Here is a 13,553-nt window from a genome sequence, read left to right on the forward strand (position 1 = left end):
CAGGATCAAACTCTCCAATAAAGTTAGTTTGTCTAGCATCTAAAAATAAAAATTGACGTTCACGTTGTTTGTTTCGTTCAGTTTTCAAAGAACTTATCTGCCGCTTCAGAAGCGACTTCATCATATTAACATCTTCATTTTTCGATGTCAACTATGTTTTTCAATTTCTTTTTTGTCGTTTTCTGCGTTTCTGCATCAGCGACGTTTATTAATATATCATGTGAAAAAATGAAATGCAACACCTTTTGAAAACTTTTTTGAAACCAACTACATTTCTTTTTTAATATCATATACTTAAACGAAACATCTCTTTCATTTCTAAGTAATTCCTACATATATTCTATAGAAAGTCACTCTGCCCAAAAGTGTTTCTTTCTATAGAAACGTTTTATTCATATACCATATCATACAAGGAGGAATATACATGGACTACACCGACTTATTAATAAAACTAGGTCTCTCGGCCATTTTAGGATTCGCCATCGGTTTAGAGCGCGAATTAAAACGTAAACCACTCGGTTTAAAAACGTGTTTAGTTATTTCTATAATTAGTTGCCTCCTGACGATTGTTTCTATTAAAGCAGCTTACAACTTACCACATACCGATCATATGAATATGGATCCACTTCGACTTGCCGCTCAAATTGTATCAGGAATCGGTTTTTTAGGTGCCGGTGTAATTTTACGAAGAGGAAACGATAGTATTGCGGGATTAACGACCGCCGCTATGATTTGGGGTGCTTCTGGCATTGGCATTGCCGTTGGAGCTGGTTTCTATATCGAGGCTACTTTCGGAATGTGTTTCCTTATGATTAGTGTAGAACTTATACCCTTAACGATGAAATTCGTCGGTCCTAGATCATTTCGTCAACGTGATATCGCAGTTAAACTCGTTGTACGAAATATGGACAATATCCCCATTGTAATTGAAGAAATAAAAGAAATGGATATAAAAGTTAAAAACATGAAGCTCAAAACATTGGAAAATGGTTCGCACTATTTACATTTGAAATTGTCTATCGATCAAAAAAGACATACTGCCGATGTTTACTATGCTCTTCAGCATCTTGAAAGTGTTCAACAAACTGAAGTGGAGAGTATGTAACATAAAGAAAAACGTAACTACTCAGCCATACATTTCATTCAGAATTTTGATAAGGAGTGTTAGTCCAGCGAAAATACGTACCTTATCGCCTATATTTTTCAGCATATGGATTGCTGCCATTGAGATAAGAATGGACCTACATCTTGCTACCTTTCTTTGTTTTAAAACTTTGCACGTGGCAGGAAAAGGCACTGACCGCTCCTATACATAGCCAGTCCCTCTCGACCATTTAAAAAAATGCTTTTCTGGCATTTTTTCATAGAGTGACTGAGTAGTTACAGAAAAACTCTCTTTTTAATTAGAGAGTTTTTCTTTTTTCTATAATGGTAACAATGAATGTAGTCCTGAAACGTAAGGAGGAATAAGGAACTTGAAATCCCGCTCGAATTTAGTAGATACATTTCGTGATTCCATTATTTTTCGTTTAATTTGTTTTATTATTGTACTTACTGCTTTTTCTGGCTTTCTTATACATACACTCGAGCCAGATCACTTCACCACATGGTTCGACGGGGTTTGGTGGTCAATCGTTACCATTTTCACCGTTGGATACGGCGATTTCGCCCCCCATACAACGATAGGAAAACTTATTGGTATCTGTATTATTTTATTAGGAACTGGATTTTGTTCTTATTATATGGTTCTATTCGCTACCGACATGATTAGTAAACAATATATGAGAATTAAAGGAGAAGAAGCTGCTACCTCTAATGGTCATATGATTATCGTTGGCTGGAATGAGCGTGCAAAACATGTTGTAAAACAAATGCACATATTACAACCGAACCTTGATATCGTTTTAATTGATGAAACACTTTCTTTACTTCCAAAGCCATTTCATCATTTAGAATTTATAAAAGGTTGTCCGCATCACGATCAAACTTTATTAAAAGCTAACATCGCAACAGCTCACACTATATTAATAACATCAGATAAAGAGAAGAACGAAAGCTTAGCAGATACACAGTCCATTTTAAATATTTTAACTGCAAAAGGACTTAATCCAAACATTCACTGCATCGCTGAACTTCTTACTTCTGAACAAATCCAAAATGCAACGAGAGCTGGCGTATCAGAAATTATAGAAGGAAATAAATTAACGAGCTATGTATTTACCGCTTCTCTTTTATTCCCTTCCATTTCAGGTGTACTATTCTCACTTTACGATGAAATCTCCGATAACAAATTACAACTGATGGAGATTTCCCCGTCCTGCACCGGACAATCCTTTGCAAATTGTAGCTATACTCTTTTAAAGCAAAACATTCTCTTACTAGGTGTAAAGCGCGACGAACAATATATGATCAATCCAGTTCATTCTTTCATTCTCATCGAAAGCGACATACTCATCGTTATTCACCATTAAAAAAATGATTTTCTAGTTCTTGTACCAGTACTTTACCAATACTGATATATTTTCTTTTCACGTCTCCATCGGGATCTTTCGGCTCAGCAAATTGATCAACTCCACTCGTTCCAGCTGTTAAAGAATTAACATTATCATCTAGTTCGTCTTGATATACGTGCGAAAGAATATACGGCGTTTCAAGACGGACTATTACCTCGGGCACATCTAGTTCTCCATCCACCGCTGTAAATGGTACTCGTAAAAATTGATAGCCATCTTCTTCGTCGATTTTATAATCAAAACATCCTTTATCATAATCCCAATTACCACCAATACTATATCCGAGTGGTTTCATAATCTCTTCTAACTTATATAACGCATATGTACGTCCTTCTAAATTTGATTGAATCGGAATCAAGCCCATCCCTCCTAGACTTTTCCTTTAGCATACCCATTCTAGTTTGAATATACCGATGTACTTTTTCGTAAAACAACAAAAAGCGACCGGAGACCCGATCGCTTTTTATTATTTTAAACGCTCTTCTAATTCTGCTTTTAACTCTTCAAATCCTGGTTTTCCAAGTAGAGCAAACATATTTTTCTTGTACGCTTCTACTCCTGGTTGGTCAAATGGATTTACGCCTAATAGGTAGCCGCTCATCGCACATGCTTTTTCGAAGAAGTATACAAGGTAACCGAATGTGTACTCGTTTAGTTCTGGAATGTTTACAATTAAGTTCGGTACTCCGCCATCGCTATGTGCAAGTAATGTACCTTCGTATGCTTTTGTGTTTACGAAGTCTATCGTTTCACCAGCAAGGTAGTTTAATCCATCTAAATCGTTGTCGTCTAATTCGATTTTTAGTTCGTGTGTAGATTTACCTACTTTAAGAACTGTTTCGAATAGGTCACGACGACCTTCTTGAATATATTGACCTAATGAGTGTAAGTCAGTTGAGAAGTTTGCTGAAGATGGGAAAATACCTTTTTGATCTTTCCCTTCACTTTCACCAAATAACTGTTTCCACCACTCAGAGAAGTAGTGAAGTGCTGGCTCATAGTTAACAAGCATTTCAATTGTTTTCCCTTTATTGTATAGGGCATTACGAACTACTGCGTATTGGTAAGCTGGGTTTTCTTCAAGTTCTGATTTCGCGAAATCATTATGACCCGCAGCTGCACCGTTCATCATCTCTTCAATGTTTAGGCCACTTACTGCGATTGGCAATAAACCTACTGGTGTTAATACAGAGAAACGACCGCCAACATCATCTGGAATAACGAACGTTTCGTAGCCTTCATTATCAGATAATGTTTTTAAAGCACCGCGCGCTTTATCTGTAGTCGCATAAATACGTTTGCGTGCTTCTTCTTTTCCATACTTTTCTTCTAATAATTTACGGAAAATACGGAATGCGATTGCAGGCTCTGTTGTTGTACCTGATTTGGAAATAACGTTAATAGAAAAGTCTTTCCCTTCTAGTACGTCCATTAAATCTTTCATGTAAGTGGAGCTAATGTTTTGTCCAACAAATAGCACTTGTGGAGTTTTACGTTGTTCTTTAGAAAGCGTGTTATAGAAAGAATGGTTTAACATTTCGATTGCTGCGCGTGCTCCTAGGTAAGAACCACCAATACCTACAACAAGTAAAATGTCAGAGTCATTTTTAATTTTTTCTGCGCATTTTTGAATGCGAGCAAATTCTTCTTTATCATATTGAAGCGGAAGCTCTACCCACCCAAGGAAATCGTTCCCAGCTCCAGTTTTTTCGTGGATTGCATGATGTGTTACTTTTACTGCATCACGTAAATAAGTTAGTTCATTTTCACCGATGAAGGATAACGCTTTAGAATAGTCGAACGTTACATGTGTACTCATCTTTTTCCCTCCAATTATGTATATGTATTTCTGTATTCACTTTAGCGAAACTAAAGTTGTAAATCAAGCGATTCAATAATTGTAAACGTAACCATTATTTATTTTTTAGAAAAAGTTCATTTTTTGCATAAAAATTCGCATTTTTCGGTATAGATGTATATACATCGTTTTTCGTACATTTTTTATGTATAAAAACACCAAAACTACCCCATTATATAAAGGAGTTAAATTTTCTTATTAACTCTTCACTTGCTCATGCTTCACATTAAGGGGGCTTTTTCATGAGTACATTGCAACGTATCGCATTAGTCTTCACTGTAATCGGCGCTGTTAACTGGGGACTGATCGGGTTCTTCCAGTTTGACTTAGTAGCAGCTATTTTCGGTGGGCAAAACTCCGCTCTTGCACGTATTATTTACGGCATCGTTGGTATTTCTGGGCTTATCAATCTCGGCTTACTATTTAAACCATCCGAGAATCTTGGTACTCACCCAGAAACACATGAAATTCAATAGTCAGTATGTCTTTTTCGCCTCCGACATACGAATATGATTGCATGCAATCATATTTGCAAATATATATATCATAAGTCACAGTAAAAGAGGAACGCTCATATGCGTTCCTCTTTTACTTTATTACCTCCGATTCTTCAATCCATTCTGCTAGCTTTTCACGCAGCGTATTAAATCCATTCTCAGATGGATTCGGTATAAGAATTCGTCCTTGCTTTCTTTTCGCCGCTTTTAACGATAAACTCATTTTTCTGTGTTCTTCATCAATTGAAAGTACTTTTACTTCTACTGTATCCCCGACCTTTAAAAAGTCATGAATGTCTTTTACATACCCATTTGTGATTTCAGATATATGCACAAGTCCTTGTGTTTCTGCATCCAAAGCTACAAATGCACCGTAATCTTGAATTCCAGTTACTTTCCCTGTTACAACCACTCCCGTTGTATATTGTTCTGACATGTGAAACACTCCCATACGTTTACCATTTTCTCTACAATTGTAAATAGCAAAGCAGATGTATTTATTGTTAAATATCCGATTAGTGAGTAAGTATCCTAAGTAAAACACCGGGGATACTCCCACCTTATATTAGTAAATTATACCACTTTGATAGAGCTCATTCAAAATTCACGAAAAAATTTCCTGTAATACGTATAATTCTCCAATATTAGGATAGAATACTAACACATGGCTTTCTAGTATTCCCCCCCTTTTATGGACAAAACGTATTGTGTTTTGTCCTTTTTTTATTCTCTATGAACCGTTCCATTCTCTTCATTGCTTCCATAAGTTGCTCAAGCGATGTTGCATATGAACAACGAATAAATCCTTCACCACTCCCGCCAAACACATTTCCAGGAACAACAGCCACTTTTTCTTCTAATAATAATTGTTCTGCAAATTCTGCTGAAGATAGTCCGGTTGAAGCTATAGAAGGGAAGACATAAAATGCCCCGCCTGGTACATGACATGTTAAGCCCATTTCATTGAAAGATGTCGTCATAAAGTTACGACGTTGTTTATAGCTATCTCTCATTCGAATTACTTCATCATTTCCCCCGCGTAATGCTTCAAGTGCTGCAAATTGAGACATCGTCGGTGCACACATCATTGAATACTGGTGGATTTTGAGCATTAATTCTGAAAATTGCACAGGGGCTGCAATCATCCCAAGACGCCATCCTGTCATCGCAAATCCTTTTGAAAACCCTGAAATTAAAATTGTATGGTCACGCATATTTTTAATACTCGCGAAACTCGCATATGCTTCGTCGTATACGAGCTCTGCATAAATTTCATCAGATAACACGATTAAATTATACTTCTCAACAATAACTGCTAGCTTTTCTAATTCGGATTTATTTAACATTGCGCCTGTTGGGTTATTGGGAGAACAAAGTAATATTGCCTTTGTTTTCGTTGTAATAGCTGCTTCAATTCGATCTGGCTGTACTTTAAATTCATCTTCTAATGAAGTCGCTACTGGAACTGGGACCCCGCCCGCTAACGTAACAAGTGGTGCATACGAAACGAAACTTGGTTCAATAATAAGTATTTCATCATCAGGGTTTACAATAGCGCGCATCGCTACATCTAGCGCTTGACTCGCCCCAACTGTAACAATGATTTCATCATTCGGATCATAAGATACTCCAAATTGTTTTTTTAGATACTTTGCTATTTCTTGACGGAGCTCCAATAATCCTGCATTTGCTGTATATGACGTATATCCTTGTTCTAAAGAACGAATACATGCTTGCCTTACATTCCAAGGTGTAACAAAGTCCGGCTCCCCCACTCCAAGTGAAATAACACCTTTCATACTTGCCGCTAAATCAAAAAACTTTCGTATACCGGACGGTTGTAAAGATTCTGCTACTCTAGATAGGTCAAATTGCTTCACGGTGTCACCACAATTCTCTTATCATCATCTGTCTTTTCATAAATAATCCCCTCATGTTTATACTTCTTCAAAATAAAATGAGTTGTCGTTGAAACGACAGATTCAATTGTTGCTAATTTCTCAGAAACAAACATCGCTACTTCTCCCATCGTCTTCCCTTCTAATGTAATAGAAAGGTCATATGTCCCAGACATTAAATAAACGGATTTCACTTCTGAATAGCGATAAATTTGTTCAGCTACCGCATCAAAACCCACACCACGCTTCGGTGTAACTTTCACATCAATCATCGCCGTTAAACCAGTATGTTCTTTCACTTTTGTCCAATCGATATGTGTTACATAGTCCACGATAATCTTTTCACTTTCTAATTTCGCAACCATTTTTTTCGCTTCTTCTACTTCTATATTTAACAACTTCGCTAATGTATCTACAGATAAACGACTATTCTTTTCAAGACAAGCTAATAATTCCAATTCTTTCTCTGTCACCATATAAATCATCCTTCCTTTTAGTTTGTGTCTAAATTATACAAATACTCTTTCCAGTTTGAAAAGAAGATTTTTTTTGAGAATTATGTCAAAATAAAGTGAAACTTTAATCAGTGGAATGCTTTATCCCGCTGATTATTAGCACACACCAATCGGGCCTTTACGGACAGTTGCTTTCTAACTTATATTCTTTGCCTTAGCTGTTCTTCAAGGCGGAAAGCTTACTGCCCGCAAATAGCGGGGTAAAGTGAAACTTGAATCAGTGGGAGGGTTCATACCCGCTGATTATTAACCCGCACCAATCGGGCCTTTACGGGCAGCCCGGACTCCCACCTAACCTCTTTGTGTCAGCCGTTTTGGGAGCCGGGAGTCTTACCGCCCGCAAATAGCGGGGTAAAGTGAAACTTGAATCAGCGGGAGCTTCATACCCGCTGATTATTAGCACACACCAATCCAGGTAAAGAGGAAAGGGGATGGAACCGTGAAACCAAAAGTATATATTGCCGAACCTGTTCCAACATTTGTAGAAAACTATTTATCAGAACACTGTGATTTTGAAAAATGGGATCAAAACGAAAAAGTACCTCGTGATGTTCTATTAGAAAAAATAAAAGATAAAGATGGGTTATTAAATTTCGGATCTACTATAAATGAAGAGTTATTGCAGGTTGCTCCTAATTTAAAAGTAGTAAGTAATATTTCTGTTGGCCATGATAACTTTGATTTAAAAGCGATGGAAAAACAAAATGTTATCGGAACGAATACGCCATATGTGTTAGATGATACAGTAGCCGATCTCGTTTTCGCTCTTATGCTATCTGCTGGTCGCCGTGTTTGCGAACTCAATTCCTATGTAAAAAATGGTGAATGGAACGCTGAAATTGGAAAAGAACACTTCGGACTAGATGTACATCATAGTACGATTGGTATTATCGGAATGGGACGAATTGGAGAAGCTGTCGCAAAACGAGCGAAATTCGGCTTTGATATGAATGTCCTTTACTATAACCGTCGCCGTAAAGAAGAAGCTGAGCAAAAATTTGATGCTACATATTGTGATTTACAAACTCTAATCAAACAATCTGATTTTATTATTCTTCTTACTCCATTAACAGATGAAACGTATCATCTTATCGGTGAAAAGGAATTTTCACTAATGAAAGAAACAGCAATTTTCATTAATGCTTCTCGCGGGAAAACAGTAGATGAAACTGCATTAATTCATGCGTTAACAGAAAAGAAAATATTTGCAGCCGGCATCGACACATTTACACAAGAGCCGATTCAAAAAGAGAATCCGCTCTTATCATTACAAAATGTTGTAACTTTACCGCACATCGGATCTGCAACATTAAAAACTCGGCAGCAAATGGCAATGACAGCTGCTGAAAATTTAGTAGCAGGATTACAAGGGAAAACACCACCTAATATTGTGCGTGGGTAATTATAAATACGCAAAAGGCAAGATGACGATGTCATCTTGCCTTTTTTTGTTAACATATTTTGTTTCTTGTCTGGAGATGATATGAACAAAAATCAATGGAGTGAAAAAAAATGAACCATGAATGCAAATGCCCTTACTTCACTTTTTCCACTCGCGGGACTACTATTCATTACGAATTGTATGAACATAATACTAAAAAAGAACGACCTACTTTCGTACTCGTTCACGGCTTCCTCTCTTCCTCATTTAGCTATCGACGACTCATTCCTTTACTAACAAAGGAAGGTACAGTAATTGCCCTTGATTTACCACCATTCGGAAAGAGTGATAAATCTCATCTCTTTAAATATTCTTATCACAATTTAGCAGCTATTATTATCGATTTAATCGAACATTTATCTCTTTCGAATATTGTATTAGTTGGTCATTCTATGGGCGGACAAATTTCACTCTTTGTAAACCGCCTGCGCCCTGAATTAATTTCAAAGACGATTTTACTATGTAGCTCTAGTTATTTAGCACGTGCAAACTTCCCTTTACTGTACTCCTCTTATTTACCGTTCTTCCACTTATACGTGAAGAACTGGATTATTCGAAGGGGCATCGTTCATAACTTAATGAATGTCGTTCATGACCATTCATTAATTGACAATGAAATGATGGAAGGCTATGCTGCTCCTTTTTATGATGATCGTATATTCCCTGCTTTAACTCGAATGATAAGAGACCGTGAAGGTGACTTATCTTCAACTGAATTGCAAAAAATCGAAACCCCAGTATTACTCATTTGGGGTGAAAAAGATCGCGTCGTCCCTGTACATGTAGGACACCGTCTCCATAAAGACCTACCTAATTCAACTTTCATTTCTTACGAAAATACAGGACACTTACTACCTGAAGAAAAGCCCGATCATGTTTATGAAGAAATTATTGCGTTTGCGGCGCAATAAAGTGAAGCTTTAATCCGTGGGAGGCTCTACCCCCACGGATTATTAGCCTTCACCAATCGGGTTTTTACGGGCAGTTTGATTTCTCGCCTAACCTCTTTGCTTCAACCGAATTTTGAGGCGGGAGTTTTACTGCCCGTTAAAACGGGATAAAGGGAAGCTTTAATCAATCCGAACGAAAACAAACAAAAAGGCTGTCGTAAATTCCGACAGCCTATAATGAACAACTTCCGCCTTCTTTTAGTACGAGTAACTCTACTGCTAATTTTTCGCATTTTTCAAGTGCAGGTACTTCTTCAAAAGACATAAAGTATATATGTTGAATCTTCTTTGCGATGTATTTCGGATCATCAAACACACTTACGACGTTTACGACATCGCTCGCTTCTGTTTCATAAAACTCCGGTCCCATTTGAAACGGATCCCAATTTTTCACAACCTCAATCATTTTGTCATATGCACCCATCTGATTCCCGCCTTTTCACTTTTTAATGCTTTTCTTTATCGTATCATATCAGCTATTCTATAAGAAGAGTGAGAATTTTCATAACTTAACAGTTTGACAGAAGAAAGGAGCAAACATATGCAACTATTTCATAAAACGGTAAATCGTCGCGGAACACATAGTACAAAATGGGATACATATAAAAATGAAGAGCTCATCCACGCTTGGATTGCCGATATGGATTTTGAAGTACCAAAACCAATTCAAACTGCATTACAAAAACGCATAGAACACCCTATTTTCGGCTATACACTTCCTCCTGAAAATATTGGGGATATCATTTGTAATTGGACGAAAAGCCAATACAATTGGGAAATACAAAAAGAATGGATTGTATTTAGCGCAGGTATCGTTCCAGCTCTTAGTACGAGCATACAAGCTATAACGAAAGAAGAAGATGCCGTACTCGTACAACCTCCTATTTATCCACCATTTTTTGAAATGGTCAAAACAAATAATAGACAATTATGTGAGAGTCCCTTGTTTAAACAGAATGGCATATATAAGATAGACTTCGAGCATCTAGAAACTCAGTTTAAACAAGGTGTAAAACTAATGCTTCTTTGCAGCCCTCACAATCCTATCGGACGCGTTTGGACGAAAGAGGAGCTAATAAAACTCGGTGCGTTATGTACGCAATATAATGTAACCGTTGTCGCGGATGAAATTCACGCCGATATTATTTATAGAGGCCATACTCATACACCGTTTGCTTCTTTATCTGAAGAATTAGCAGCACGCACTATTACTTGTATGGCTCCGAGCAAAACATTTAATATCGCTGGATTACAATCATCAACCATTATTATTCCGAATGAAAATCTCCGTAATGCCTTTATGTCTATCCAACATAGACAAGGATTCCACGGATTAAATACATTTGCTTATACAGCAATGCAAAGTGCCTATACAGAATGTAATGATTGGCTAAATGAAATTCGATTGTACGTTGAAGATAACGCTCAATTTGCTTGTGAGTATATTCAAAATCACATACCAGCTCTTTCTATAATTAAACCAGAAGGCAGTTTTTTACTGTGGATTGATTGTTCCCACTTGGACCTTTCTCAAAATAAACGAACAGCCTTGCTTGAAGAGAAAGGTAAAATCATCGTTGATCCTGGTGAGAAATACGGAACAGGTGGAGAAGCCCATATAAGAATTAACATTGGCTGTCCTAGATCTGTTTTAGAAGAAATTTTAAACAGACTGCGTCATACATTCTCCTAACAAAAAAAGAGGCTGTTCCAAAATCATTTTGGGACAGCCTCCTTTTTTCGGTAAATCGATATAATTCCACTTACTATCATGTGGTTTCTCAACAAAATCTACCATTCACGGTACATTCTATTTTTTCTTCATGTCCGACGCTTTTTTTACGATAACACCGCAAACAATTCGATCACCAGATTTTCCTGTTGGTTGTGTCATACCATCATCAGGGTTTTCTGTAATTATAATAGACGCTCCATCTTTTCTATGAATCGTCGTTTTTCCTTCTTCAAGCGTTATATGCGGCGCATCGATTTCCGCTTTAATCTTTCCAGAACCGTCTGCAATTACGTTCGGTAAATCACCATTTTCTGCACCCTTCGGATTGAGGCGTCCGTGCTTTTTATTGTCTGGATTAAAATGATTCCCAGATGATTCAAAACGAGGTGCTTTACACTCTCCAATTTCGTGTACATGTATTCCATGCGGGCCTGGTGTAAAACCTTCCGCTTTAATCTTAATCTTCACTCCACTTGTTTGCTGAACTACTTTTGCAGTCCCAACTTCATCACCTGAAGCATTATGTAATTTCACGTCAATTTCTTTCGGCTTTCCTTGGTCACAACCCGCCATCAGAAATAACAAACAACAACTGAAAAAAAGCCGTCTTTTCATTCAATTCCCTCCAAAATACTTTCTGCCCTTAGATTGTCCGAGCATAGAGGGAAACATGCAAAAATGAATTACTGTTTCTTTTCAGCTAAAAGCTTTTCTTCTACTTTCTGTAATCGCTCTGCTTCTCGTTTTGATACACGAATAAACATACGCCACGTAGCAACCGCACCGATGATAAATAGAACGCAAACAATACCTGGAATAATATACTCCGTTTTATCTTCAGGAAAATATAAAGGCATCATACAGAACACTCCTTATCGAGGAATTTATGGCGAAAATAAACATCAGAATTTTCTGTTTTATCATCTTAAATTATAATTGAAGCCTGTCATATTCTCAAGGGGGGCGTTCCGAAAGCGAATGATTTCTTTGACTCCTTCGCGCACTTTCCTTACTATAAACTTGAGGTGAAAAATATGAGAGAAACATTTGAAATTGGTGAAATCGTTACTGGTATTTATAAAACTGGAAAATACATCGGCGAAATTACAAATAGCCGTCCTGGCAGTTACGTCGTAAAAGTATTAGCTGTTTTAAAACATCCGGTGCAAGGTGATTTACATAATGTAAAACAAGCTGACGTACCATTCTTCCACGAAAGACGCGCTTTAGCTTTTCGTGAACAGACGAACATTCCAGAGCAAATGGTGAAGAAATATGAAGGAGAAATTCCGGATTATACAGAGTCACTAAAATTAGCATTAGAAACTCAAATGAATTCATTTTCTGAAGATGATTCACCTTTTGCGGGGCGTAGTCTAGAAACACTTCAACAATTGAAGCAAGATTACAAACTTTAAAAAAACAAAACGACCAAATTACATGTTTTGCAATTTGGTCGTTACTGTGTACTCACATTCTTTAACACTTTCGAAAAATCAACAAGTTCTCCTAATGTCGGAGGTGCTGGTTTGACTAAATACTCTTTATCTTTTTCTACTAACTTAAAAATATTATATGTCGTCATCGCATCATCAAGCGCACAATGATGCTTTCCTGTTCCTGCTTTTCCATAAGCCTCAATTGCTTTCCACAGCCCTGTTTGATTTCTTTCTCCAAAAAACTTCTTATACTCAAGCGATAAATCACGACACTGTCCAAAGAATGGAAATTCTACTCCCGCCATTTCGCAATTTTGCTTTAAGACTTTCATATCCATATTTCCCCACGTTACAATTGTCGGTTTACACCTCTTTTCATATTCTGCAAGTTTCTCAACAAGTTCATGAAAAGAAATTCCTTTGTCCACTACTTCCTGTTTAATTCCTAAAAATTTTTTACATCGATCCGTTAAAGACGGAAATGTTTTCGGTCTAACATGCGATGAATACGTATCTTCCACCTTACAACCAACAACTGAAACGAGTCCGACCTCAATAATTTCTGGGAAAAAACCTTTTGGCTTTTTTCTATGCTGGGGCATCGTAAACTCAAAGTCTAAAAACAAAAATCGTTGTTCATCCATACGATCCCTTCCTTATCATCTTTGTCATTCCTTTCTATTTGACACTCCTACACGAACAAGCTC

At 37.2% G+C, this 13,553-nt stretch carries 16 protein-coding genes; 7 read left to right on the forward strand and 9 right to left on the reverse strand.

The genetic code is table 11. The features are described 5' to 3' along the window. The first annotated feature begins 424 nt into the window (after window positions 1-424). Together ACFVQC_RS27495 and ACFVQC_RS27500 are read left to right on the forward strand one after the other, a co-directional pair. Window positions 425-1,105 (forward strand): MgtC/SapB family protein, encoded by a 681-nt coding sequence (locus ACFVQC_RS27495; protein WP_377894362.1) that lies wholly within the window; start codon window positions 425-427, stop codon window positions 1,103-1,105. Window positions 1,106-1,475: 370 nt separating this feature from the next. Continuing rightward, window positions 1,476-2,471 carry a potassium channel family protein gene (locus ACFVQC_RS27500; RefSeq protein ID WP_377894364.1) on the forward strand — a complete coding sequence of 332 codons (996 nt, stop codon included), beginning with the start codon at window positions 1,476-1,478 and terminating at the stop codon, window positions 2,469-2,471. Here ACFVQC_RS27500 and ACFVQC_RS27505 read toward each other — a convergent pair. Both ACFVQC_RS27505 and ACFVQC_RS27510 read right to left on the reverse strand, forming a co-directional pair. After that, the gene (locus ACFVQC_RS27505; RefSeq protein ID WP_377894366.1) at window positions 2,458-2,871 is read right to left on the reverse strand and encodes a YugN-like family protein; all 414 of its coding nucleotides are present in this window, start codon (window positions 2,869-2,871) and stop codon (window positions 2,458-2,460) included. The genes ACFVQC_RS27500 and ACFVQC_RS27505 overlap by 14 nt on opposite strands. Window positions 2,872-2,979: 108 nt before the next feature. Further along, window positions 2,980-4,332, reverse strand: a complete 1,353-nt coding sequence (locus ACFVQC_RS27510; protein WP_377894367.1) for a glucose-6-phosphate isomerase — start codon at window positions 4,330-4,332, stop codon at window positions 2,980-2,982. Window positions 4,333-4,613: 281 nt separating this feature from the next. Here ACFVQC_RS27510 and ACFVQC_RS27515 point away from each other — a divergent pair, with 281 nt between their 5' ends. Beyond that, window positions 4,614-4,847, forward strand: a complete 234-nt coding sequence (locus ACFVQC_RS27515) for a DUF378 domain-containing protein (RefSeq protein ID WP_002034535.1) — start codon at window positions 4,614-4,616, stop codon at window positions 4,845-4,847. A gap of 112 nt (window positions 4,848-4,959) precedes the next feature. Here ACFVQC_RS27515 and yugI read toward each other — a convergent pair whose 3' ends face one another. From yugI to ACFVQC_RS27530, 3 genes are all read right to left on the reverse strand, one after another. Continuing rightward, entirely contained in the window at window positions 4,960-5,304 is a 345-nt protein-coding gene (yugI, locus tag ACFVQC_RS27520; RefSeq protein WP_002015848.1) for a S1 domain-containing post-transcriptional regulator GSP13, read from the reverse strand. 253 nt (window positions 5,305-5,557) lie between these two features. Then, on the reverse strand, window positions 5,558-6,748 hold the full coding sequence (locus tag ACFVQC_RS27525) for an aminotransferase (RefSeq protein ID WP_377899870.1): 1,191 nt from the start codon (window positions 6,746-6,748) through the stop codon (window positions 5,558-5,560). After that, window positions 6,745-7,242 (reverse strand): Lrp/AsnC family transcriptional regulator, encoded by a 498-nt coding sequence (locus tag ACFVQC_RS27530; RefSeq protein WP_002124435.1) that lies wholly within the window; start codon window positions 7,240-7,242, stop codon window positions 6,745-6,747. The genes ACFVQC_RS27525 and ACFVQC_RS27530 overlap by 4 nt, the downstream gene beginning before the upstream one ends. 448 nt (window positions 7,243-7,690) lie before the next feature. On the opposite strand from ACFVQC_RS27530, the gene ACFVQC_RS27535 reads away from it, so the two are divergent. Both ACFVQC_RS27535 and ACFVQC_RS27540 read left to right on the forward strand, forming a co-directional pair. Further along, window positions 7,691-8,683, forward strand: coding sequence for a 2-hydroxyacid dehydrogenase (locus tag ACFVQC_RS27535; protein ID WP_033707944.1), 993 nt, complete (start codon window positions 7,691-7,693; stop codon window positions 8,681-8,683). 110 nt (window positions 8,684-8,793) lie between these two features. After that, window positions 8,794-9,633, forward strand: coding sequence for an alpha/beta fold hydrolase (locus tag ACFVQC_RS27540; RefSeq protein WP_002112576.1), 840 nt, complete (start codon window positions 8,794-8,796; stop codon window positions 9,631-9,633). Window positions 9,634-9,844: 211 nt separating this feature from the next. Here the strand turns inward: ACFVQC_RS27540 and ACFVQC_RS27545 are convergent, their stop codons facing one another. Then, window positions 9,845-10,096 carry a YugE family protein gene (locus ACFVQC_RS27545; RefSeq protein ID WP_002015854.1) on the reverse strand — a complete coding sequence of 84 codons (252 nt, stop codon included), beginning with the start codon at window positions 10,094-10,096 and terminating at the stop codon, window positions 9,845-9,847. Between the two features lie 117 nt (window positions 10,097-10,213). On the opposite strand from ACFVQC_RS27545, the gene ACFVQC_RS27550 reads away from it, so the two are divergent. Then, window positions 10,214-11,365 (forward strand): MalY/PatB family protein, encoded by a 1,152-nt coding sequence (locus ACFVQC_RS27550; protein WP_377899871.1) that lies wholly within the window; start codon window positions 10,214-10,216, stop codon window positions 11,363-11,365. Window positions 11,366-11,482: 117 nt separating this feature from the next. Here the strand turns inward: ACFVQC_RS27550 and ACFVQC_RS27555 are convergent, their stop codons facing one another. Then, window positions 11,483-12,022 (reverse strand): superoxide dismutase family protein, encoded by a 540-nt coding sequence (locus tag ACFVQC_RS27555; RefSeq protein WP_377899872.1) that lies wholly within the window; start codon window positions 12,020-12,022, stop codon window positions 11,483-11,485. 68 nt (window positions 12,023-12,090) lie between these two features. Continuing rightward, window positions 12,091-12,267 (reverse strand): hypothetical protein, encoded by a 177-nt coding sequence (locus tag ACFVQC_RS27560; protein ID WP_000982763.1) that lies wholly within the window; start codon window positions 12,265-12,267, stop codon window positions 12,091-12,093. A 174-nt stretch (window positions 12,268-12,441) separates the two neighbouring features. On the opposite strand from ACFVQC_RS27560, the gene kapB reads away from it, so the two are divergent. Continuing rightward, window positions 12,442-12,825: a kinase-associated lipoprotein KapB gene (gene kapB, locus ACFVQC_RS27565; protein ID WP_001209324.1), complete on the forward strand. Its 384-nt coding sequence runs from the start codon at window positions 12,442-12,444 to the stop codon at window positions 12,823-12,825. Between the two features lie 41 nt (window positions 12,826-12,866). Here the strand turns inward: kapB and kapD are convergent, their stop codons facing one another. Next, window positions 12,867-13,490 (reverse strand): 3'-5' exonuclease KapD, encoded by a 624-nt coding sequence (gene kapD / locus ACFVQC_RS27570; protein WP_219920706.1) that lies wholly within the window; start codon window positions 13,488-13,490, stop codon window positions 12,867-12,869. Window positions 13,491-13,553 lie beyond the last annotated feature (63 nt).

The organism is Bacillus sp. NPDC057893 (genome assembly GCF_042796455.1).
In the GTDB taxonomy this organism is placed as follows: domain Bacteria; phylum Bacillota; class Bacilli; order Bacillales; family Bacillaceae_G; genus Bacillus_A.

Bases quoted from the DNA above. Each gene is read 5' to 3' on its own strand.
- ACFVQC_RS27495 (WP_377894362.1), top strand. From the start codon at position 425: ATGGACTACACCGACTTATTAATAAAACTAGGTCTCTCGGCCATTTTA.
- ACFVQC_RS27510 (WP_377894367.1), bottom strand. From the start codon at position 4,332: ATGAGTACACATGTAACGTTCGACTATTCTAAAGCGTTATCCTTCATC.
- ACFVQC_RS27515 (WP_002034535.1), top strand. From the start codon at position 4,614: ATGAGTACATTGCAACGTATCGCATTAGTCTTCACTGTAATCGGCGCT.
- yugI (WP_002015848.1), bottom strand. From the start codon at position 5,304: ATGTCAGAACAATATACAACGGGAGTGGTTGTAACAGGGAAAGTAACT.
- ACFVQC_RS27530 (WP_002124435.1), bottom strand. From the start codon at position 7,242: ATGGTGACAGAGAAAGAATTGGAATTATTAGCTTGTCTTGAAAAGAAT.
- ACFVQC_RS27540 (WP_002112576.1), top strand. From the start codon at position 8,794: ATGAACCATGAATGCAAATGCCCTTACTTCACTTTTTCCACTCGCGGG.
- ACFVQC_RS27545 (WP_002015854.1), bottom strand. From the start codon at position 10,096: ATGGGTGCATATGACAAAATGATTGAGGTTGTGAAAAATTGGGATCCG.
- ACFVQC_RS27550 (WP_377899871.1), top strand. From the start codon at position 10,214: ATGCAACTATTTCATAAAACGGTAAATCGTCGCGGAACACATAGTACA.
- ACFVQC_RS27555 (WP_377899872.1), bottom strand. From the start codon at position 12,022: ATGAAAAGACGGCTTTTTTTCAGTTGTTGTTTGTTATTTCTGATGGCG.
- ACFVQC_RS27560 (WP_000982763.1), bottom strand. From the start codon at position 12,267: ATGATGCCTTTATATTTTCCTGAAGATAAAACGGAGTATATTATTCCA.
- kapB (WP_001209324.1), top strand. From the start codon at position 12,442: ATGAGAGAAACATTTGAAATTGGTGAAATCGTTACTGGTATTTATAAA.
- kapD (WP_219920706.1), bottom strand. From the start codon at position 13,490: ATGGATGAACAACGATTTTTGTTTTTAGACTTTGAGTTTACGATGCCC.